The organism is Paenibacillus sp. VTT E-133291, from assembly GCF_002264395.1.
Classification (GTDB): Bacteria; Bacillota; Bacilli; order Paenibacillales; family Paenibacillaceae; genus Paenibacillus_AQ; species Paenibacillus_AQ nitricinens.
The window spans coordinates 179,679-202,654 of sequence record NZ_NFVA01000002.1; the positions used below are offsets into that span (position 1 = coordinate 179,679).

The 22,976-nt window shown below is 44.8% G+C and carries 16 protein-coding genes; 12 read left to right on the forward strand and 4 right to left on the reverse strand.

Annotation, left to right across the window (positions count from 1 at the left end; all coding sequences use genetic code 11):
- Position 1: 1 nt before the first annotated feature.
- Positions 2–1,696: an ABC transporter substrate-binding protein gene (locus CA598_RS01995; protein ID WP_094875143.1), complete on the reverse strand. Its 1,695-nt coding sequence runs from the start codon at positions 1,694–1,696 to the stop codon at positions 2–4.
- 111 nt (positions 1,697–1,807) lie between these two features.
- Here CA598_RS01995 and CA598_RS02000 point away from each other — a divergent pair, with 111 nt between their 5' ends.
- The 10 genes from CA598_RS02000 (at position 1,808) to CA598_RS02045 (ending at position 15,231) form a co-directional block, all read left to right on the forward strand.
- On the forward strand, positions 1,808–3,319 hold the full coding sequence (locus tag CA598_RS02000) for a DUF4153 domain-containing protein (protein WP_094875144.1): 1,512 nt from the start codon (positions 1,808–1,810) through the stop codon (positions 3,317–3,319).
- Between the two features lie 24 nt (positions 3,320–3,343).
- Positions 3,344–3,868 (forward strand): hypothetical protein, encoded by a 525-nt coding sequence (locus tag CA598_RS02005; protein WP_094875145.1) that lies wholly within the window; start codon positions 3,344–3,346, stop codon positions 3,866–3,868.
- A gap of 103 nt (positions 3,869–3,971) precedes the next feature.
- The gene (locus CA598_RS02010; protein ID WP_094874559.1) at positions 3,972–4,670 is read left to right on the forward strand and encodes a Crp/Fnr family transcriptional regulator; all 699 of its coding nucleotides are present in this window, start codon (positions 3,972–3,974) and stop codon (positions 4,668–4,670) included.
- A 161-nt stretch (positions 4,671–4,831) separates the two neighbouring features.
- Positions 4,832–6,526 carry a methyl-accepting chemotaxis protein gene (locus CA598_RS02015; protein ID WP_094875146.1) on the forward strand — a complete coding sequence of 565 codons (1,695 nt, stop codon included), beginning with the start codon at positions 4,832–4,834 and terminating at the stop codon, positions 6,524–6,526.
- Positions 6,527–6,892: 366 nt separating this feature from the next.
- On the forward strand, positions 6,893–10,765 hold the full coding sequence (locus tag CA598_RS02020) for a galactose-binding domain-containing protein (protein WP_094875147.1): 3,873 nt from the start codon (positions 6,893–6,895) through the stop codon (positions 10,763–10,765).
- 153 nt (positions 10,766–10,918) lie between these two features.
- Positions 10,919–11,839, forward strand: a complete 921-nt coding sequence (gene cysK / locus CA598_RS02025; protein ID WP_094875162.1) for a cysteine synthase A — start codon at positions 10,919–10,921, stop codon at positions 11,837–11,839.
- 20 nt (positions 11,840–11,859) lie between these two features.
- Positions 11,860–12,813, forward strand: a complete 954-nt coding sequence (locus CA598_RS02030; protein WP_094875148.1) for a hypothetical protein — start codon at positions 11,860–11,862, stop codon at positions 12,811–12,813.
- Positions 12,814–13,058: 245 nt separating this feature from the next.
- Positions 13,059–13,877, forward strand: coding sequence for a sensor histidine kinase (locus CA598_RS02035; RefSeq protein ID WP_094875149.1), 819 nt, complete (start codon positions 13,059–13,061; stop codon positions 13,875–13,877).
- Complete coding sequence (locus tag CA598_RS02040; RefSeq protein ID WP_094874553.1) at positions 13,874–14,539, forward strand: response regulator; 666 nt, start codon at positions 13,874–13,876, stop codon at positions 14,537–14,539. The genes CA598_RS02035 and CA598_RS02040 overlap by 4 nt, the downstream gene beginning before the upstream one ends.
- A gap of 50 nt (positions 14,540–14,589) precedes the next feature.
- Positions 14,590–15,231, forward strand: coding sequence for a DUF1775 domain-containing protein (locus CA598_RS02045; RefSeq protein WP_094875150.1), 642 nt, complete (start codon positions 14,590–14,592; stop codon positions 15,229–15,231).
- 209 nt (positions 15,232–15,440) lie between these two features.
- On the opposite strand, the gene CA598_RS02050 is transcribed toward CA598_RS02045, so the two are convergent.
- Genes CA598_RS02050 through CA598_RS02060 form a run of 3 tightly spaced genes read right to left on the reverse strand, consistent with a single transcriptional unit; the run spans position 15,441 to position 18,786 of the window.
- Positions 15,441–17,309, reverse strand: coding sequence for a CotH kinase family protein (locus CA598_RS02050; protein WP_094875151.1), 1,869 nt, complete (start codon positions 17,307–17,309; stop codon positions 15,441–15,443).
- A gap of 32 nt (positions 17,310–17,341) precedes the next feature.
- The gene (locus tag CA598_RS02055) at positions 17,342–18,070 is read right to left on the reverse strand and encodes a DUF4956 domain-containing protein (RefSeq protein WP_094874550.1); all 729 of its coding nucleotides are present in this window, start codon (positions 18,068–18,070) and stop codon (positions 17,342–17,344) included.
- A gap of 2 nt (positions 18,071–18,072) precedes the next feature.
- Complete coding sequence (locus CA598_RS02060) at positions 18,073–18,786, reverse strand: polyphosphate polymerase domain-containing protein (RefSeq protein ID WP_094874549.1); 714 nt, start codon at positions 18,784–18,786, stop codon at positions 18,073–18,075.
- 219 nt (positions 18,787–19,005) lie between these two features.
- Here CA598_RS02060 and CA598_RS02065 point away from each other — a divergent pair, with 219 nt between their 5' ends.
- Together CA598_RS02065 and CA598_RS02070 are read left to right on the forward strand one after the other, a co-directional pair.
- The gene (locus CA598_RS02065) at positions 19,006–20,247 is read left to right on the forward strand and encodes a purple acid phosphatase family protein (protein WP_094875152.1); all 1,242 of its coding nucleotides are present in this window, start codon (positions 19,006–19,008) and stop codon (positions 20,245–20,247) included.
- A gap of 351 nt (positions 20,248–20,598) precedes the next feature.
- The coding region (locus tag CA598_RS02070; RefSeq protein WP_373455805.1) for a WD40/YVTN/BNR-like repeat-containing protein at positions 20,599–22,976 on the forward strand (2,378 nt) is incomplete at its 3' end.

Here is a 22,976-nt window from a genome sequence, read left to right on the forward strand (position 1 = left end):
ATCATGTAGTGCTGCAGCTGGAGAGCAGCGGCGGGAACCATACATGTCGAAGATCAACCCAGCCCTGACTATTAAAGCTTACGCCTCGGACAGAGGGGAGATAAGCAGTTTGGGTGGGTTTTTCATACAAGATGTGTAGATGATGCTCCTCAAGAAGACGGTTCTCGATAATCCTAAAGCTCTCAGATCTAGCTTCAGGATTGGGTTCTCTTGCAATGGTATAGAGCCAGCCTTCAATATCTGCACGGGTATGTGGTTCTATATGTTGAGAGAGCGTGAGGTATAAATCAAATAAACGAAGCTGTTCATCCTCATCACGAAATAAAGAGAAAACAATCAGGTCAGATTCCAGCCGAACCGGGCCTTTAAACTCTTCTGGAGACACGGAAACAACCGTACAGGGATAACCTTGATGCTCTAGTTTAGTAGCAATACAATCAGCATCGTTAGCATATTGCGGAATGGTAGTTATTTGCAAAGTGACCTCATGGTCTTCCATCGACTTATGCGATACAGACACTGAATCATCTTTTAAACAGGATACGATCTTTGCCCGAAGAAGGGGGTCGCTAAGCGGTCCTTTTTTTTGCGTGTTGCAGGTAACAAATTTACGAATGTAGGACTCTGAATGAATCCGGCTCCAAGAAGAAGAATTGGTGGATGAAGGATTCTGAATCACATGAAAAGCTGAGCTAGTATCGGAGGAACCAGACTCAGTATCCCACGGAACATACATTATTTCGACTCGATCTAAATGAGCTCGTCCTTGAAAGTAATAAGGAAAAACCTCCAGTACACAAGTGTCCTCATTCATGTCCACAACCTTAAATGGTCCTGTCCCCACCGGTCTACGGCCAAAACTAGGTTCGTCCATGCCTTCTAAATCACGCGGAACAATTGCCGCTCTACTCGTACACAAGAAAGGGAGAAATAGCTCATTGGGCTGTTTAAGCGTGATTTGAACGGTGGATGGATTTAGCGCGGTAACTTGCTGGATTTCTTTGAAAATATAACTATAGAGTGTCCGCTTTGAGGTTTGCATCAGCCGTCCCAAGGAATAGACTACATCTTTTGCAGTCAGTACTTTTCCATGATGGAATAACACTTCTTTGCGTAGAAAAAAAGTCCAAATCGTACGGCTCTCATCCACTTCCCAGGCATGAGCAAGACTTGGTACAATCTTATCCCGCTCTCCGCTGCGTCTCACTAATCCGTCGAAGACATGACTGGAAACAAAGGACTCTGCCAATAGATTCATATGAAGCGGGTCGAAGGTATGTAGCTGCTGGGTGATGGGAAGCCGCAAGGTATCAATCTGTTTGTCACTACGGATTTCGGAATGATGACCAAAATAGGTCAGCAGCCAACCTTGTAAGGTATCCTGCAGCGAGGAAGAGCTGGCATGGGTTTTGATGCCTTCAATGGCTTTGTGAACATCTTTACGGCTGATGGCCTGCATCATAGATTGAAGTGCAATTTCTTCAGAAGGGACAAGGAACTGTAACAAAGAACGACTTCCGCGCCCACGCTTTGGTATCCATTGCACCCATTCGAGCTGTATCATTTTATTTACAATGTGCATGGCATTACGATGTGTACATCCGAAGGTCAATGCTAGTTCATCCATCGTAACTGAGATTTCTGTCGCTCCCCCAAACTGAGAGTGTAGTTTTAAATATTGGCTATGCAGCTTCATGGTTTAGATCCCTTCGTAAAATAGGAAATTATTAAAAAATTCTTTCTCTTTTTTTTCTTATTTTATCATTTAAAATAAGGATAAGAAAGTAAAAATATGGGGGTGTTTACCATGACCGATGAAACGGAGCTTAAGCCTAAGCCTAATCTTAATCGATCACTTGCCGCTTTAATTGTTGCCTTCTTTCTGGCGATTGTTCATCAGTTGTTGTTCTATGGAAATTTGCCGGGTGTTTCTTATCCTATCTTTGTGTGTCTATTTTATGCGTATATGCTTTATTACGCTAAGGCTAAGCTGCGTAAACTCACTAAAATAAGTTACTTCTGGTTCGGAGCGATTTTCCTACTCTCGTTGACCTATGTGTTATTTCATAATCTATTCTACTTTGGGCTCAACCTTTTAGTAATTCCAGTGCTCATTTTATTACATATGACTTATTTACTAAGTGATAAACGCCCCTCTTGGAGTCAGTTCAAAATACTTTGGGATACGCTCGAGCATTTGCTTCCACAGAATTTTCGTCACTGGGGTACGGTGTTCAAGGACATTAAAAGTAACAGTGATAGTAAGGTGAAGGATGAACGCAAGCAAGTGCTGGGGAAAGTGTTCACAGGACTTGCGATCTCTTTACCGATATTGCTTGTTGTGATTACCCTGCTGGCCTCGGCCGATGGTGTGTTTCATCATGTGCTCATTTGGCTGCCAAATATGCTGGATCGAATTTCATTTGGTGAAATTATTGTGCGGACGCTGTGGATACTGCTGTTGGGTATGGGTTTTTTCGGTTTAGTGTGGGGTTTTGTGGACTCGAAGATCTATGACTGGAATGTGCAGCCAAAGGAGTATGGTCCTGCGCTGGCACCTGTCGCCTTTAAGATTGATCCAGTAATTATGACGACAATTCTTATAGCTATTAACACGGTATATGTACTGTTCGTAATCGTCCAATTTTCTTACTTGTTTGGAGCTTGGGAAGGGATGGTGCCAGAGGGGAGTTCCTATGCTGATTACGCTCGCAGTGGATTTTTCGAACTAATGATGGTGACCACGATTAATTTTGTGATTTTATTACTGGCTGTGGGATCGGAAGAAAAGCGGGGCGGGCTGCTCCAAAAAGTCATTAATATTCTGCTGTATATCTTGGTCGGCTGTTCCACAGTCATGTTGTATTCCGCTTTTAGTAGATTAACGCTGTATGAAGAGGCGTATGGTTATACTACGATTCGATTCCTGGTTCATGCATTTATGATTTTTATGGGATTGCTGTTGATTCTTGCCGCTGTGCGGATAGCCGTTCCACGTTTGCCGCTGGCTAAATGTTATATTGTGCTAGGTCTGGCCTCTTATGTGGTAATGAACTATATCGGGATGGATGTCATTATTGCTAATAAGAATATGGAGCGTTATGAGGTAAGTGGTAAGCTGGACGCAGATTATTTGGTCGGTCTATCACCGGAGGTCATCCCTTCTCTGATTAAGTTCAGCCGGAAGGAAGACGGGATGCTGGATCAATTTTTGAAAAACGAATGGTGGAACGGAGCACAACGAGAGCGCAATTGGCAGTCTTTTAATTTTCCAGAATATCGGGCACAGCGCGAGCTGGAGAAATATTTTGCACAGTAAAGGTTAGAAAAAGGTGTGAGGACAATGAGGAAGAAGCCATTTAGTAAAGGTTGGTCATTTATTATCATTTTTATTGTGGTAGGTTTAAGTTATGGGATTTATCATATCTATTTATATAATGCACCAAGGCAAAGTCATTACTCTCGTGTATCCAGCAGTAATCTAGAACAGGAGCGACTGGGAGATATTCAGCTGCTTCAGAGCCTCGAATCACTCAATCAGGTGCCTAAACCACGTGATGACATTGAACGGTATCAATATTATAATTTGGATAACGAGACAACAGTAGCTACTGCGCGTGGTGATCACCAAATCATTCTAATCAGCGTCTATTCCGATCAGAAGATGAGCACTAGCAGAGGGATTCATGTGGGATCTTCTGCTGATGCTGTGATTGAAGCTTACGGCTCTTCTTATTATAAAAGAGGGGAACAAGGGGCTGATATTATCGGGTATGTGGATAAAATCAATTATCGGAGTTTAGAATTTTGGTTACAAGATCACAAAGTGAATATGATCCGATATAGTGTGGACTCTGTTGTGATGTGAGGTGTTTTAGGATATATCTTTAAAAAGGACATATGTCCTTTTTTTGTGGGGTATTCTAAATTACACTTATTTGAGTTTGAGCAAACACTTGAGGGGGCACAACATGCAGACGATAAATGACCGTGAGGCAGTCCGTGCCTTGGCAGTGAAGAACGGTCTGGATGGAATATTTAGTCCGCTAGTAACTTACAAAATGGAATTGAGACGTTATACGGATGAAGAAAAGCTATGTTTGGTTGGAGATCAATTGGATGGAATGTTCATATTAGTCGAGGGCAAGCTCAAAATTCAGACGCTGCTGCCAAACGGCAAGTCTATGCTGGTGCGGTTTACAAATCCTATATCAGTCATAGGGGATGTGGAGCTGCTTCATCGCTTTCCTGTTAAGAATCAAGTGGAGTCTGTGGGTGAGAGCTTGATTCTTTTTGCGGGGAGAAGATTACTGCTGAGAGAGCTTGAGGAAAATACAGCGTTGCTCCGTTTTCTAGTAGGAGAACTTAGTCATAAATTGCATACGCTCGGCCAAGCCTCCGCACTTAACCTGTTGTATCCGGTGGAGAATCGCTTTGCCAGTTATTTGATGTCTTTATTCGCTGATAAAAACGGAGACCGACGAGTGGAGGAGATTAGAACCTCCAGCCTTATAGAAACAGCAGAACTGCTTGGTACAAGCTATCGGCATTTGAATCGAATCGTACGTCGTTTTATTGATGAAGGAATTATTACAAGAAATCGAGGACGCTTAAGTGTGCTTGATGAATCCAAGCTCGCTGAGCTGGCAAATGGAAATTTATACGAATAAAAAAAGATCTCTGAAGACCATTAGTTCCTGCCTGGGCCGGAAGTAGGGGTCTTTTTGTTTTTTTTAAGCAAATATTCAGTTCAAATTCAGAGTGCCTTAAGAAAATGATAGTAGGATAAAAGTACCAAGTAGATATACATACATAGAGATGAGGAAATACGATGACGAAAAGTATTCGTGGAAAAATAGTCCTAGGCTTTGCTGCGGTAATTGTAGTCTTTTTAGTCGCTATAGCCGGAAACACTTTGTTTCAAGGTAAGGTTACCTTACTGACAGATCAGGTCAATCATAACTGGGACAAGCTGTCATTAGTTCAAGACTTAACGGATAAGATTCGTACAGCAGACGAACTGGGTGCCCGTTATGTGATGAGCAACACAGAGGAGGAACGAAAGTCCTATTTGTCTCAGTATGAAGAAATGCTTCCATTGATTGAGAATGCGATTACAGCGCTGGAGAGTGCGAAATTAAGCGAAGCTGAACTAACAGGTGTAACAGAACTAAAGACTAAATGGAATGATTATTTACTAGTATTGAAGGAAGCGTTTGCCTTAGCCAAGGAGGGTAATTTCCCTGAAGCGCAGAAGAAGTTCACGAATCTATCTCTAGATGCTATGGTCGAATCTCAGATTGTGTTTCAGAATATGCTCATGGAGGAAATTCAGAATGGGCAGAGTCAAGCAGATTCGCATCGCAACAACGCCTTGATTACTAGCCTGGGTGTGACCGGTTTGTCAGTCATTCTCGCCGTCATCCTTGCCCTCTTAATCTCTGGGAGAATTATTAAACCGCTTCGTGATGTGAACACACAGCTGAAGGAGATTGCCGATGGGGATGCCGATCTTACTCGTAAGCTGAGCGTCCGTTCTAAGGATGAGATTGGTGAGCTGGCTTCTAATTTTAATAAAATGACAGATAATCTGAGCACGATGATTGAACAGGTCAAGCTATCAGCCAATCGTTTAGCAGATTCCTCTTCTAAGCTTACTTCAGATAGTGGAGTGACGGCAGGTGCTACAGAACGAATATCGGATATTATGGGTGAAGTGGCCTCGGGAACCGCTAAACAGATGAATGATTTACAGACTAATACGATTACAATCTCGGAAATATCGCTAGGAATCGGACAAATTGCTGCCAGCGTGCAGGATATATCCGAAGCCTCCCATCGTTCCGCAGCGTTTGCCATCGCTGGAGATGAATCCATTCAGGCTGCAGGACAGCAGATGGAATCGATTAATTGTTCCATTCAGTCCTTATCCCAGCAAGTCCAAGGCTTTGTGAATCGATCTCAGCAGATCAGCACTATTGTAGGCGTCATAAAAGGAATCGCATCGCAGACGAATATGCTGGCCTTAAACGCGACCATTGAGGCGGCGCGCGCTGGTGAGCAGGGTAGAGGTTTCGCTGTAGTTGCTGACCAGGTTCGAAAGCTTGCGGAGCAATCCGCAGAATCCGCCAATCAAATTGCAGAAATGGCGAGTGGGATTCAAAGTGAAGCAGATGATGCCATGAAAGTCATGAGGAGCAGTATGAGTGAAGTAAAGGGAGGTACGGAAATTATTGAGGAAGCGGGTCGTTCCTTTAGTGAGATTCGCGTATCTATAGATTCACTAGCTGAACAGGTTCAGGACGTATCTGGTGCGGTGGAGGAGATTACGGCGGCATCGGATGAGATCGTGGAATCGATTCGCAGCGTCACGCAGATCTCAGAAACAACTGCAGCGAGTACACAGCATGTATCAGCAGCCTCGCAAGAGCAAATGGCTTCGGTCGAACAAATTGCTTCTTCAGCAAATAATTTAAGTACGATGGCGCGTGGACTGCAGGGTTTGGTAGCTAGATTTAATGTATAACACGAAGCTTCAGAGAGCTAAGGGATTTCATCCCCGCTGTTTTCTCTGAGGCTTTTGTTTTGTTGAACGTAATATCCCACATAGAAAGCATAGAAATCGCCATCGACGGATATCTACCTATAACTTATATTATTACCATTATTAGTTATTTATGGTCAATCACTTGATACATCTCAGAGACTTGTTAAAGTGAGAGTCAAGGATACAGGAGGATGACTGGCAGCTAATAATAGAGAGTGATTGTTAAGTTTCGTCGGAACACTATCAGATCAGTTTTAGGAGGCGAATGTCTATAACAATACTATTTTGAAAGCGTATTCTTAATAGCTGCATAGCTTCACAAAATCTTTGGGAGGTGGTTCTCTAATGATAGCAGCTTCTAAAAAAATTATGGGTAAGTCAGCAGTGATGTATTTTTTAATTGTCATTTTATTTGTAGGTCAATTAGCGTTATATCCCTCGGTGAGTTTAGCGGCGGGGAATTTAGCCCAAGGGAAGACGATTACTTCAAGCTCATTTGGTGATGTATACGTAGCAGCTAATGCTAATGATGGAAACCAAGGAACGTATTGGGAAAGTGCAAGCAACGCATTCCCGCAATGGATTAAAGTGGACTTAGGTGACGTAAACAGCGTCAATCAGGTCGTTCTAAAACTACCGACGAACTGGGAAGCAAGAACCCAAACCTTGTCGGTGCAAGGGAGCTCAGATGACTCAACGTACACTACCTTAGCTGCCTCAGCCAATTATACATTTAATCCTGCAAGCGGATCTAATACTGTAACCATTAACTTTACGGCTGCAAGCGCCAGATATGTTAAATTGGAGTTCACCGCAAATACAGGATGGTCAGCAGCCCAGTTATCGGAATTTGAGATTTATGGCAGCACTACAACACTTCCAACGACAGGATATGAAGCAGAAAACGCCTCTTTATCCGGGGGAGCAAAAGTTAATACAGACCATACTGGTTATACCGGAACCGGTTTTGTAGATGGTTATCTAGTGCAAGGAGCGACGACTGCATTTAGTGTCAATGTAGCCTCTGCTGGAAACTATGATGCTGCATTGAAATATGCAAATGCTTCAGGCAGCACAAAAACAATTAGCATTTATGTAAATGGGACGAAAATAAAGCAAATTTCGCTTATTAATCTAGCCAACTGGAACACATGGTCCACAAAGATTGAAACGCTGGCCTTGAATGCTGGCGCTAACACAATTACTTATAAATATGATGCTGGTGATACTGGAAATGTGAATCTGGACAACCTGATCCTTACTCCATCTTCAGCACCGACAGCAGCCCCAACAACAGCACCAACACCAACACCAACCACAGCACCGACAGCAACACCAACACCGACACCGACACCGACAGCAACGCCAACGCCGACAGCAACACCGACGGCAACACCAACAGCAACCCCAACGCCTGGGACGGGTTCTAATCTGGCGTTGAACAAAGGAATAACAGCGTCCTCCTCGGTCTTTACCTTTGTGCAGACCAATGCGAATGACGGTGATGTAACCACTTATTGGGAAGGGGCAGGGGGAAGTTATCCGAATACCTTAACGGTTAATTTGGGCAGCAATGCCGATATTACATCGGTTGTACTCAAGCTGAATCCTGCATCAGCCTGGTCGACACGTACCCAGACCATTCAAGTGCTTGGGCATAATCAGAATACAACGGCTTTTACTAGCCTTGTACCTGCGACCGTGTATACCTTTAACCCAGCAACCGGCAATACAGTGACGATTCCGGTAACGGCTACGGTTAGTGAATTGCAGCTGAAGATCACCACTAACTCTGGTTCAAGTGCTGGACAAATTGCTGAATTTCAAGTGATGGGTACACCATCTGCAAATCCAGATTTAACGGTCACAGCTCTTACATGGACACCAGCAGCTCCAGTAGAGACGGATGCCATTATTCTAAACGCAACAGTTAAGAATATCGGCACCCTTGCTTCTACCGCAACTATTGTGAATTTTTACTTGGGCACAACACTTGTAGGCACTAGCCCCGTGGGAACTCTAGCTGCTGGCGCATCAACGAATGTGTCTCTGAATATGGGCGCAAAAGACGCAGCTACCTACTCCTTAAGTGCAAAGGTCGATGAGAATAATACAGTGATTGAATCAAATGAGGGAAATAATAGCTTCACTAGCCCGACTTCCCTTATTATTGCACCTGTATCCAGTTCTGATCTGGTGGCTTCCTCCGTCAGCTGGACACCTGGAAATCCAGCAGCCGGCAACGTTGTAAGCTTCTCAGTTGCCATTAAGAATCAAGGTACAGCAGCTTCCGCGAGCGGGGCGCATAACATAACTCTGACGGTTTTAGATGCTACAACTAATGCGGTAGTTAAGACTCTTACAGGCACCTATAGCGGTGTGATCGCAAGTGGCGTAACCACAGCGCCTGTCGCTCTTGGCAATTGGACAGCAGGAAATGGAAAATATACTGTGAAGAGTGAAATTGCAGTAGATGCTAATGAGCTGCCTGTGAAACGGGCTAATAATATTCAGACGCAGTCTCTATTCATCGGTCGAGGTGCGAACATGCCTTACGACATGTATGAGGCTGAGGATGGTGTTATTGGTGGTGGGGCCGTGAAGCTTTCAGCTAATCGGACCATTGGTGATCTGGCAGGTGAGGCTTCAGGCAGAAGAGCAGTTACTCTGAACACCACAGGTAGCTATGTTGAATTCACGACAAAAGCCAGCACGAACACGCTGGTTACTCGTTTCTCGATTCCTGATTCAGCGAGTGGTGATGGCACAAATGCTACGCTTAACATCTATGTGAATGGTGTCTTTAACAAGGCAATTAACTTAACCTCTAAATATGCATGGTTGTACGGTTCTGAGACAAGTCCTGGCAATTCGCCAAGCGCAGGTTCACCGCGGCATATTTATGATGAAGCAAACATTATGTTTGATAGCACGATTCCGGCAGGAAGTACGATCCGGTTACAAAAAGATACAGCGAACACTTCTCAATACGCCATTGACTTCATCAGTCTAGAGCAGGTTTCACCGATTGCTAATCCAGATCCGGCTAAATATACTGTTCCTGCAGGTTTTACGCATCAGGATGTCCAAAATGCGCTAGATAAAGTACGCATGGATACCACAGGAAATCTCGTTGGGGTGTATTTGCCAGCCGGCAACTATCAGACCTCTAGCAAGTTTCAGGTCTACGGCAAGGCAGTGAAGGTAATCGGTGCTGGCCCTTGGTATACAAGATTTATAGCTCCAACCACCCAAGAGAATACTGATGTCGGATTCCGAGCCAGTGATACAGCAAATGGGTCTACCTTTGCAAATTTCGCTTATTTCGGGAACTATACTTCACGTATCGACGGTCCTGGTAAAGTATTTGATTTCTCCAATGTGGCGAACATTACGATCGATAACATCTGGACTGAACATCAGGTATGTATGTACTGGGGTGCCAATACGGATAACATGGTGATTAAAAACTCGCGTATCCGTAACACCTTCGCGGACGGCATTAATATGACGAATGGAAGCACGAACAACCTTGTATCTAATATTGAAGCACGGGCAACAGGTGATGATAGCTTTGCGTTGTTCTCGGCGATTGATTCCGGCGGTGCAGATATGAAAGACAATATCTATGAGAACCTCACTTCCATTTTGACTTGGCGTGCTGCTGGTGTAGCTGTCTATGGTGGATACGCAAATACCTTCCGTAACATTTATATTGCAGATACACTTTGCTACTCTGGAATTACGATCAGCTCGTTAGACTTTGGATATCCGATGAACGGGTTCGGAGCTTCACCTACTACGAATTTTGAGAATATTTCTATTGTTCGTGCAGGTGGGCATTTCTGGGGCGCGCAGACTTTCCCGGCGATCTGGGTATTCTCGGCATCCAAGGTGTTCCAAGGTATCCGAGTCAATGATGTGGATATCATTGATCCAACCTATCATGGCATCATGTTCCAGACCAACTATGTAGGTTCCACTCCACAATTCCCAGTAACAGATACCATCTTTAATAATGTTACAATTACCGGTGCGCAGAAGAGCGGCGATGCTTTTGATAGTAAATCCGGGGTGGGCATCTGGGTGAATGAAGCAGCTGAGGCAGGTCAAGGTCCAGCCAGAGGCTCAGCAACCTTCAACAATCTGAAGATTACGAACACGGTAACGAATATTAAGAATAATACATCTACTTTTACGATTAACGTGAATCCTTAACAATCATTGATACCATGCCAGTAATGAACAGCCGTCTCCGCTTATAATGCGGAGGCGGCTGTTTCAGGTTAGAGGAACGGGAGGTCTGAATCGACAGGAGGTGCCGCTCAAGTTACAATAATGGAAGGAAAAGAATTGAAGGAGGCTCTAGGAATGACATCCCTTGTTGTTAACAATATCACTGAGCTGATTGGGAATACACCGGTTGTGCGACTAAATCGGTTGACCACACCCCAAGATGCAGAACTATATGTAAAGCTGGAATGCTTCAATCCCAGTGGCAGTGTAAAGGACAGAGCCGCTTATAATCTGATTCTGCAAGCAGAACTAGCTGGGCTACTGAAACCCGGAGGGACTATTATAGAGCCGACAAGTGGAAATACAGGCATTGGATTGGCTATGAATGCCGCTGCAAAAGGTTATAAAGCGATTCTTGTCATGCCTGATAATATGACGAAGGAACGAATCAATATTCTAAAGGCTTATGGTGCTGAAGTGGTCCTGACACCTGCAGCGGAGCGGATGCCGGGGGCTATAGCGAAAGCAATCGAGCTGGGGAAAGAAGTGGCGAATAGCTTTATTCCACAGCAATTCGAGAATAAAGCGAACCCTGACATTCACCGGACAACGACAGCGCTTGAAATTATGGAGCAAATGGAAGGAAAGCTGGACGTGTTCGTTGCATCGTCAGGGACAGGAGGCACGATTACAGGAACTGGAGAAGTATTGCGTGAGCAGCTTCCTGATATTCGCATTCTTGTTGTTGAGCCGCAAGGCTCGCCAGTGTTATCCGGGGGAAAGCCCGGACCGCATAAACTGGTTGGAACCAGTCCGGGCTTTGTACCCGCCATTCTGAATACGAAGATCTACGATGAAATCGTTCAAGTTTCGGATGAAGATGCATTGCAAACGTTGAGAACGCTGGCTGCACTGGAAGGGATTCTGCTCGGTCCATCAGGTGGTGCCGCAGTATGGACTGCATTGCAGGAAGCACGGTGCCTCGGACCCGGCAAGCGAGTGCTATGTATTGCGCCTGATGCAGGGGAACGTTACCTGAGCATGGGAATATTCTAACTTCGTTTGGAGGAATAAGAATGAATAAGGTCATGATAAGTTTCTTAATTGTTCTTATGTTGGTGGGTTGTTCTGGAAACAGCTCGTTGACGAGTAATGAGGATCATTTAGACTCTACACCGGAACAAAGTGCGGAAACTGTATCGCCTTCTCCAGCGCTTCCTCCTAGCGAAGAGCCAACGCCAAGCATACAGCAGACAGAAGCTTATCTAGATACCAAGAAGCTGAGAGGGAATTTTGGCTTTGCGGATGCAGAGGGGCGGAATATGCTAGTCACCGGGCACGAAAAAGGGCTGGACCAGGAGATGGCACAATTAAATGAGGCTATTGGTGATCAGGGGAATGTATTAAAGGTTAAATTTAATAAATGGCAGGATGGAACAGAGAACAGTAATGGCCGGGAGATGGCGCATAATTTTGAGAATCTGGCGGGTTATCTTTATACGGTGGAAGAGGAAAGTGCGACCCCGGATGAAACCTACTATTTGACGGATCAAATAGACTTTAAGGTTGATGCGCTTTTGCCGGTTGAAACTTTAGAGGGTCAAGAAGCTTTGTCTACTGTGGAAGTAAGTGTTCGAGAGCGTATTGTAGATACGAAAAAACGTGAAATTCAGAAAATATGGAAGCTGGCAGACCTATCTGCAAATCGGCAGCTGTATCTCGTTCAATTTGTAAGGTTGGATCAGGAGATGTTATTTAGTCTTGTCTGGAAAGAAAAAGATGAATTTACCTTCATGGACTATCCGTCGGTGATTCAAGGCGATGAATATTCAGTTTGGCGGGTGGATGATGGCGGAGAGGTCAGGCCTGAAATGTTCTCCATTCTTTTTGCTGCTGAAACCTCTGAGGGTCCGCTAGTCGGTATGAACTGGTGGGGGGCAGAGGGAGTCAATACATTTTTCTTGCACAAAGAAGGAGATTCATTTAAGGAAATGGACATCCAATATGGACGGTATACTTCGCCGATATAGATAGGAATTCACTGTAAACGTAGAAATGGTTAGGTGCATCGTAAGATGTATCTTTTTTTTGCTACAATATAAGAAAGCTTGCTTATAATAGTATAAATGTCGGCATTCATCTTTTAAAATACTTAAATTTGTAACATTAATAGGTCAATATAGCCCGATCGAGTCATGTGGCTAAGATAAGACGGTGATAATGTTATTCATAAGATGTGCAGGAGGGGACGGCAACGTATACACGAATAAAGTACATGATCCTGTTACTGCCAACGCTAATGGTAGGGATCTGGGAAGTCGTACGCCATCAGTTTCTAATGCCTTATATTTCAATGGACTTGGGGAACTATTTGACGCCGGTTCTTGTGTTTTTGGTCAGTCTTGTATTGCTACTTCCTTTGTTTTCTCTTATGGAGCGAAATCAGCGGGAGCTGGAGCAGGAACGTGCGCTAAAAGACGCAATGAAGGCTCGGGAAGGACTAGCCAAGGAACTGCATGATGGGATGGCGCAATCTTTATTCCTCTTATCTGTCAAAATCGACCGGCTAGAAGCAAGCCGCAAGAATGGTGGAGTCAGTGAGGAAAGTGTGGATCAGATCAAAAAGACGGTCCATGAGGTGAATCGTTATGTGCGGCAGGCCATCGCTAATCTGAAGATACCGGTCTCTGAACAGAGTTCTTTTTCATTGGAACAGTCGGTAAAAGATCAGTTAGCCCAGATGGCAAATGAGATTATGATCGAAGCCTCTCTCGATTGGAGCCTGCAAGATGATGCGCTCTTCCCTTCAGAAAAATCAGAATTGTTATCCTGTATCCGCGAAGCGATCATTAATGTTCGCAAGCATACACGAGCGGGGCTGGTTTCAATTACTGGAGCTGGCGATGAGAAGCGCTGGAGAGTAGTTGTTGCAGACAATGGAGAGGGATTTGAGCATGATCCATTTGAAGTGAGTGGCAGCTATGGACTTCAGATCATGAAGGAACGTGTTGAGGGGATGGGCTGGAAGCTTAGGCTGATTTCTGGTGACACAGGCACCCAGGTTGAAATTATGAAAGGGGAAGTCAGTCTATGAGCCGATACCGGGTTTTAGTTGTGGATGATCATGCGCATGCACGTGAGGCTATGTGTGAGATTTTGTCCATGGATGACAGTTTTGAGGTCATTGGTGTAGTGGAGAGTGGCGCTGAGGCAATCGCTTTTACAGCACAATGGATGCCTGATCTCATTCTAATCGACATTCAGATGCCTGTGATGGACGGTTTGGAGACTACTCGCCGGATCAAGCAGGAATATCCCTATGTCAAAATCGTTATCGTTACGGTATCGGACGAAATTTCCCATCTCCTCGAAGCGCTGAAGCAAGGTGCACAGGGGTATTTGCTAAAGAATCTGGCACCTTCCACCTGGATTCAATATTTGCAGGCCATTGTTAATGAAGAAGCGCCCCTAAGTCGGGAGCTGGCTTTTCAAATCTTGAAAGAGTTCACCGTACCTGCTGTAACGGATGAAGGGGAGTCATTGACGGCAAGGGAGAAAGAAATTTTGAGCTGTGTGTCTTCTGGATCGAAGAACAAGGAGATTGCCTTAAGCTTGGGGATTTCGGAGCATACCGTAAAAAATCATCTGAAGAACATTCTCCAAAAGCTTCAACTACAAAACCGTACACAGCTAACGCGCTATGCCTTGGAGCAAGGGCTTGCTTCACGTAAACGGGATTTTTCTAAAGATGTATAGCAAGAAGTTAAGGATGAAGTTATATAATTATGGATGAGAAGAGGCTAACCATGAACAGATTATCTCGTAAAATAATGACACTATTCGCACCAGCGGCTGCAACGCTACTATTGTTTGCAGCTGTAGCTAGCGCACACGTAACCGTGGCCCCAGCACAATCCAGTACTGGAGCTTGGGAGACTTACACACTTAAAGTCCCTTCAGAAAAAGAAGTGGCAACTGTACAAGTGGATCTACGAATTCCGGCAGGTGCCGAGTTTAAGCAATATGAAGCTACACCAGGCTGGGATGTTACTATTGACGGGAACAAAGTTAGCTGGATCGCTAACGGAGAAGGAATTAAAGCAGGACAATTCCAACGATTCTACTTCACGGCGAAGAACCCTGATGCCGCTGGCGACATCGCATGGAATGCTTATCAGCACTATGCCGATGGAAGCTTGGTGCAATGGTCCGGTGAGGCTGGAACAGAGAATCCGCATTCTATTACTACGATTGTACAAGCCTCCGGTGGTAGTGAGCATTCTCATGGTTCCAGTGACAACGGTATGAGCATGGAAGAGCATAATGCCATCATGGAAAGTGAGAACAACTCAACCAGTGTCAATCCAATGGTCTATATCGCAGTCGGGATATCTTTACTTGCCTTTTTGATAGCGGCCATAAGCATATTGCGTGGTCGGAAAGAGTAAGGTGGAATCGTTGTATTCCGTGATCAGAGTAGGATGAAAAAGAAGATTGAACTTATAACTGTGAACCGTTTCGTAGTGAAGTATGAAACGGTTCACGGTTTTTTTGTGTGGAGCTCACAAATGATATGGGATCATACAAGAAGCCTCCGCGATTAAACGACGGAGGCTTCTTGTATGAATGATTGGATAATAAGGATAACTTTACTGAACTACAGACGTTTCCGCTTATAAAAGGTTACAAAAACTGCGGTCAGCAGCAAGAGAAGGATTGCGACGCCAGTTGTGATGGCTTCACTCGTACTGCCTTTTTGTTGGACAGCACCACCGCCCATACCTCCAGGTATGCCGCCACCAAAGCCGCCACCGCCCATGCCGCCGCCTTCAGGGAATCCAGGTCCGCCCATGGCACCTGGCTCACCGCCTGCACCTCCGTTAAATCCACCTTGGACAGCTTGCCCATTGGTGTTGTCTTGTCCACCTTGGGGAGCCTGCCCGTTAGTAGCGGTTTGGTCAGCTTGATTGGTCTGCCCACCAGCCGCTGCTTGTGAATTACTGCCAGGACCATTGCCGCCTTCAGGGATAGCAGGTCCGCCCATGGCACCAGGTTCGCCACCTGTGCCACCTTGGGGAGCCTGCCCATCCGCAGGTGCTAGCCCACTTTCGGCACTCTGTGCAGTAGCGTCTGTTCCAGCAGCAGCACTGTCCCCGTTAGTACCAGCGGCTTCCGGTGCTGCGCCATTCCTAGCACCGCCACCAAAGCCACCGCCGCCCATACCACCACCCATACCGCTTCCCGATCCGTCACCGGAGGAAGGGATGGTGCCGTCGAGCTGCTGTTGGATATTTTTTGCCATGTTCGACATGAAGGTCTTAACAGACTTAATCCCTTCTTCATATTGCTCAAAGGTATAGAAAGCAGATGGATCCGCTTTGACATAGCTGGAAATCATCATGTCCAGCTGATCCATCCGAGTTTGGAAAGTGTCGCCTGCTAGATAGCCATTAATCATCTCGCTGACAATCTCGTGATATTTCGCTTTGTATTCGTCGTTAGCAAGCAGCTTCGCAATCAGCGGACGTTCTGCCAATGTGCCTTGAGTGGGCTCGTCAATCAGCACATCTGCACTACCCATACCCCCAAAGGCCATATTATAATCCCATGGCAGTATGGAGAAGACTCCATCATCTTCATACAGGTAATAATTTTGCTTATTACCACCTAAATAGCTGTCCATATTAGCCGTTACCGCATTTAGAGCGATATACTTCAAGGATTCCTCTACGTCGATGTATTTTTCATAATCATTGCCGTTATTAAGCTCATCCAGCATGTCGATGAGAATATCATCGTTGGATTTATCCGATTTCATTTCTAGTCCGGTATATAGCGATGGATCATCGCCAAGCCAAGTCAAATCACTGCCCTGGCCAGTCATAACGCCTTTATAAAGTGCTCCATAAGCGTTGCCAAAATTGCGTTCCAGATAAGCATCACCGATCTGTTCCACCGCGAGATAGAAGCCCTTTAGTTCATCGTTGACATATACATTGACGAAGGAATATTTCGGTGTTGGGAGTCCGACACTTTCAGCGAGCTCATAGGTTAGAAACTCACGCATATAAGAAGCATCGCTGTAATTATTATTCAGGTTGATCTTTGTAATGCCAAACAGATTCTGGTTCACATACTCATCAAAAGATATTTTGAAGCTGTAGCGATCAGAGTCTGTCATTTGCACTACACTTCTGAGACTAAGATTTCCTTTGGTCCGTACGGCCACGTTATCAAATTTAATGCCATTGTACTCCACGGATGCGGCTTTATATTCTTCCGCGCTGGCATTATCCAGCATATCCTGAAAATCATCCAGGTCCAGAGTGATTTTGACATCGACGACCTTGTCTTTTGGAAAAATCTGATCGTCTAAACTTTTCTCATCGCTTGAAATCACCTTCTCCTGCGTATCTGACGCATTGTTATTTGTTGCAGATGGACTTGTGTTCTGGCAACCAACTACGGCGATGACCAGCAGCAGGCAGCAAAAACTCAGCAGGATTGATTTACCTCTGGTTTTCATCTGTGGCACCGTCCTTCATCTTGTTGTAATAATTAAGATACATAGTCGCCGCTATAGCTGATCAGGAGTGCATTTTTGACACCTTTAAGATCGGAGACAGTGTTGACAAAGCCGCCTACTTTATCATCCAAACGAAGCTCCAGTGTCAATTCAATATTGTTTGCGGATACGGTTTTTTGCTTCACGTTGTAGCGCTTCACAGATTTGGTGATATGGCTGTGAACTTCACGTTCACTTTCATCACTATCACAGTTAATGACCAGTAAGTAGGGTGTTTCGATAGCAGAATGTTTGATGAACAGAAATAGAATTAGACCGATGATGATCGAACCAACAATAGCTAAAGTGAAGAATCCTGCGCCAGTTACGATCCCTGCGACAGCGGCCCAGAATAAGAAGATCAGATCTGTCGGATCTTTGATCGGCGTTCTGAAACGAACGATGGACAAGGCACCGACCATACCGAGGGACAGCACAAGGTTAGAGTTGATGGCAATGATAACAGTGGCTGTAATCATGGTCATGCCCATTAGGGAGACATTGAAGCTTTTGGAGTACAATACTCCGCTAAATACACGTTTGTAGAGCAGATAGATGAAGTAGCCGATCAGAAAAGCTACACCCAGCGTGATGAGCATTTTCGAGATGCTAATATCGGATACAAAGTTGTCCATCACCGAATTTTTAATAATATCTGAAAAAGTATTTGTGGTTGTATCTGAGGTTGCAGTTGCTGCTAGCGATGCAAGTGATGCATTCATAATCAATAATCCTCCCAAGTGTTGGTTTTTAGAAATTTGCGGCAGATCACATATTTTGAAGCGGACTGTCTGTTCAGCCCCTCTAACTGCAGCGCGATTTTAATGTATTCCGGAATGTACTCATCGAATTTCACTTCGAAAATAATGAAGTTCTCATCCATTGCCCGAATCGGATGCAGATCTTTATCAAAAATATCCGTCGAATGCAGACCGGTACGTAAATCCTTATCGAACGTAATCCGTACATTGCCGTTATGGCAAACATAGGGCTCGCGAACATAATCCACGATAACCTTCGGCCGAAGCAGGTTATGGCGCATTTGATTGTATAATTCCATGAACAGTGGACTGTCTGGGACATTTAGGACCTCATAGTTGCCTGCCATGATCTCGTCGTACATTTGACGGGTCAGCGGCTCTTTGATTTTGGCGATGTAATCGTCCATTTTTATTTTTTTCTCAAAGTGAATGATATGGTCCTGAATGTTGTAAATTCTAATCCGATATTTGGCGCGTTCTCTGAGACCACCAAGTTTGTCGGCAAGCGCTGTATTGTTGATGTCGTCAAAATACAAACTGCGAATATGATATTCGCCACTCTCATTGGCGTGTTGGTCTGTATCAATCAAGCTCTGTAATCGCTGGCGCAATATAAGGTATTGATGATAGTTAATAAAGAACTTTAGCTCATGCCGGAATTGCAGCTTGTTACTCATTTTCCCACCTCGTTTCTATCTCTATCTCTGTTGTTGGCTAACCTTCTTGCACAACTAATTCTAGGAGACAGACCTTATGTTTAACTTAAAATAGACTGAATGTTAGCTGAATGTTTTACACTGCGTTAACAAAAGTATGGATCTATGAATTTGACTTCTGACTTTCTGGAAGGCTATCTTAGTTAGAAGACTAGAGAGTGGACTTAAGGAGGAACCGTGATGAAAGACTATAAATTCGCCATCATCCTAGGGATCTTAGTGATTGTATTACTCTTGGTGGCTGTTGGGATGGAGTGGTCCAAATCCGGGAGTTCCGCGAAATCATCAACCCCGTTTGATCTGATCACCACCTTTAAGGGAGATGCGGGCACGAGCCGTGCGTTTACTTGGTATACTAATGATTCCAATGCCGCAGGAATTTTGGAGTTCGTAAAGGGACAGGTCGCCTCTTTTGCAAATTCGGATGTATTAAGGGTAGAAGCAGATAGCAGTTCTATAAAAACAGATAAGGGTACCAGAGGTGTTCATAAAGCTGAGGTAACCGGACTTGAGCCTGGGACGTTATATTCTTACAGGGTGGGCAGTGGTATTGAGGGGGAATGGAGTACAGTTGCAGAATTCACCACAGAAGAGACAGGACTCGATAGTGTTACGTTTATCAACGTTACAGATTCCCAAGGAGAGTCTGCGGAGGATTTTAAACGGTGGGGGAAGACAATGAATAAGGCTTTTCAGACATTTCCAGAAGCCAAGTTTATTGTACATAACGGGGATCTGACGGAGAACCCGGAGGATTCGGCGGGCTGGGATGAGTTTTTTAGCAATATTCAGGGCTGGATTTCAGGGATCCCGTTAATGCCAGTCACAGGCAATCATGATGAGGTGGATGATGACGCGAAGTATTATATTTCACATTTCAACCTGCCAGATAACGGGGCAAAAGGCTCCATTGCAGGCACCTCGTATTCGTTCGATTACGGACCTGTGCATATCACAGTATTGAATACAGAGAGTAATATTAAAAAACAAACAGAGTGGCTCAAAGAAGATTTAAAGAAAACAGATAAGAAGTGGAAGATAGTCACTATGCACCGCCCGGCTTACGGGGGGAATTCGTATAAGAAAGTAGAAGATTGGACAGGTATTTTTGATAAATATGAGGTTGATTTGGTACTGCAGGGTCATAATCATGAGTACTCCAGATCCTACCCGTTGCGAGGCGGAACAATCGTTCCAGAAGGCGAGATTCCTAAAGGGGCTTACCGAGGGACTGTATATGTGGTGACCAATGCCTCCGGAAGGAAATTTAACGAGAAAAAAGAGGATCAGTTCTATCATGCGGTACATTTTCAAAACTACAAGCAAATGTTCGCAGGGATTAGTGTTACCAAGGATAGTTTAACTTATCAAGCTTATGATGTGGATGGAAAAATGCTGGATGAATTTGTGCTTACGCATTAAGTAGTAATAGCTTTTGCGCAACAAATCAATAAAGTAAACCATCGAGAAACAGATGTCATCTTATAAGGTGGCGTCTGTTTTTTTGTGAAATGTAAGCTATGGTGTGAAAATGGTACGATTTTTAGTGACAAACTTCATAAAGAGATAACCATTTTCTCTCGATAATGAAAAAGATTGACATTATAATGAAAGCGTTATCAGTATTTTTAGAAATTCATGTTTAGGGGGAGGGGTGAAGCGGGGGATTAAGAGTAGGAGAAAAGAAAAAGCAAACCAATAAAATTGTAGGAGGCGTAAAACGTGATTCGTAACCGTATCCGAAAAACAGGACTATTAGTCCTGCTTGGCGCGATGGTAGGCTCTTTATTCTCTGCATTCCCAGCTACTACCCATGCAGCTTCAAGTGAACCGTATACCTGGAAAAGTGTTGTAACGGGAGCAGGCGGGGGCTTTGTGCCCGGTATTATTTTTAATCAGTCTGAACCCAATTTAATTTATGCCAGAACAGATATCGGGGGTGCCTATCGCTGGAATCAGGCTACCTCTAGTTGGACTTCAATTAGTGACTCCGTAGGCTGGGTGGATTGGAATAAGAATGGCGTGGATGCCCTTGCTACAGATCCTATTGATCCAAACAAAGTCTATATGGCAACAGGCACTTATACTAACTCCTGGGATAATAACGGTCAGATCATGCGCTCTAGTGACCGGGGAAACACTTGGCAAACCACTCCACTGCCTTTTAAGGTAGGTGGCAATATGCCGGGCCGCTCTGCGGGTGAACGCCTCGTCATCGACCCGAATAAGAATAATATTTTATTCTTCGGAGCCAGAAGTGGTAATGGACTATGGAAAAGTACGGACTCCGGTGTGACTTGGGCGAAGGTAACCTCTTTTACGAATGTAGGAACATATATTCAGAATCCGACACTGGATTATGGAAATGATCTCGTTGGCTTATCCTGGATCACGTTTGATAAAAGCACAGGAACACTTGGCAATGCGACTCAAACGATATATGTAGGGGTTGCCGACACAGCAAGCAGCGTTTATCGCAGTACAGATGGAGGCGTGACTTGGACAGCTCTGGCAGGACAACCTACGGGCTACTTGCCACATCATGGCGTGCTTTCATCTACAGGCGATCTATATATTACTTATAGCAATGGTGTAGGTCCTTATGACGGAAGTAAAGGTGAGGTTTGGAAATACAATAAAACAAGCGGTGCTTGGACGAATATCAGTCCTTCAACCGGAACGGATAATTGGTATGGCTTCGGTGGTTTAGCTTTGGATGCTCAAAATCCTAACACAGTTATGGTATCCAGTTTAAACGCTTGGTGGCCTGATGAAGTGATTTTCCGCAGTACGAACGGTGGTGCAACATGGAGCCGGATTTGGGACTGGGGCAATTATCCAGAACGAACTTATAAGTTCAGTATGGATATCACAGCAGCACCTTGGCTCGATCATGGAACGACTTCGACCTCGCTTGATCCTTCACCGAAGCTCGGCTGGATGATGGGCGATCTGGAGATTGACCCATTCAACTCTAACCGGATGATGTATGGTACGGGGGCTACCATTTATGGCTCGAACAATTTGACCTCATGGGATACCGGAGGCAAGGTGAATATCTCTGTTATGGCAAAGGGTGTGGAGGAAACGGCTGTGCTCGGACTGATAAGCCCGCCAACGGGAACCTCCCATTTAATCACTGCACTTGGTGACGTTTCTGGTTTCCGTCATGAGGATTTGTCGGTAGCTCCAACTAAATTCCAGACCAGTCCTTCATGGGCAACAACAATGAGCATTGATTATGCTGAGTTGAGTCCGTCTATTATGGTACGGGTAGGCAGCGCAGATAAAGAGAAGACACCAAGTATGAAATCCATTGGTATCTCTAACGATGGTGGAGTGAACTGGTATATGCCAAATTCCGAACCTTCAAATGGGACCAAAACAACAGTAGGGCATGGACAAGTTGCAGTGTCTGCAAGTGGGAACTCCATACTGTGGAGCACCTCGGATATTGGTGTGTACTACTCCAAAACTTCAGGGAATTCTTGGACAGCTAGCACAGGATTACCTGCAGGAGCAAAAGTAGCATCTGACCGAGTGAATGCTAGCAAATTTTATGGATTTTTTGCTGGGGTCTTCTATGTTAGTGTGGATGGCGGAGTTACATTTACTGCCACTTCAGCTTCAGGATTCCCAACGAATAATGTAGCTGGATTACAGCCGAATGAAGCTCAGATCAGTATGAAGGCCGTTCCCGGTATTGAAGGTGACCTCTGGTTTGCTGGAGGAAATACGACTGAGAATAAGTATGGTTTGTGGCACTCCACGAACTCTGGTGCGAGCTTCACAAAGTTAAGCAACGTACAAGAAGCTGATCTCATTGGTTATGGAATGGCTGCTCCGGGTCAAACTTACATGGCACTGTACACGGTAGCGAAGATTGATGGCGTGCGGGGTGTCTTCCGTTCTGATGATGTTGGCGCAACTTGGGTTCGTATTAATGACGGTGCCCACCAATACGCCAAGATTAATATGGCGATTACTGGTGACCCAAGAATTTACGGACGTGTATATCTTGGAACGAATGGCCGAGGCACTTTGTATGCTGACCCTGTCAATCCACCAGCTACAGGCTCAACCATTACTCCAACAACCGCAAGCTTTGATAAGAAAACAGTGAATCAAGCAGATGTAGCACTAACCATGAC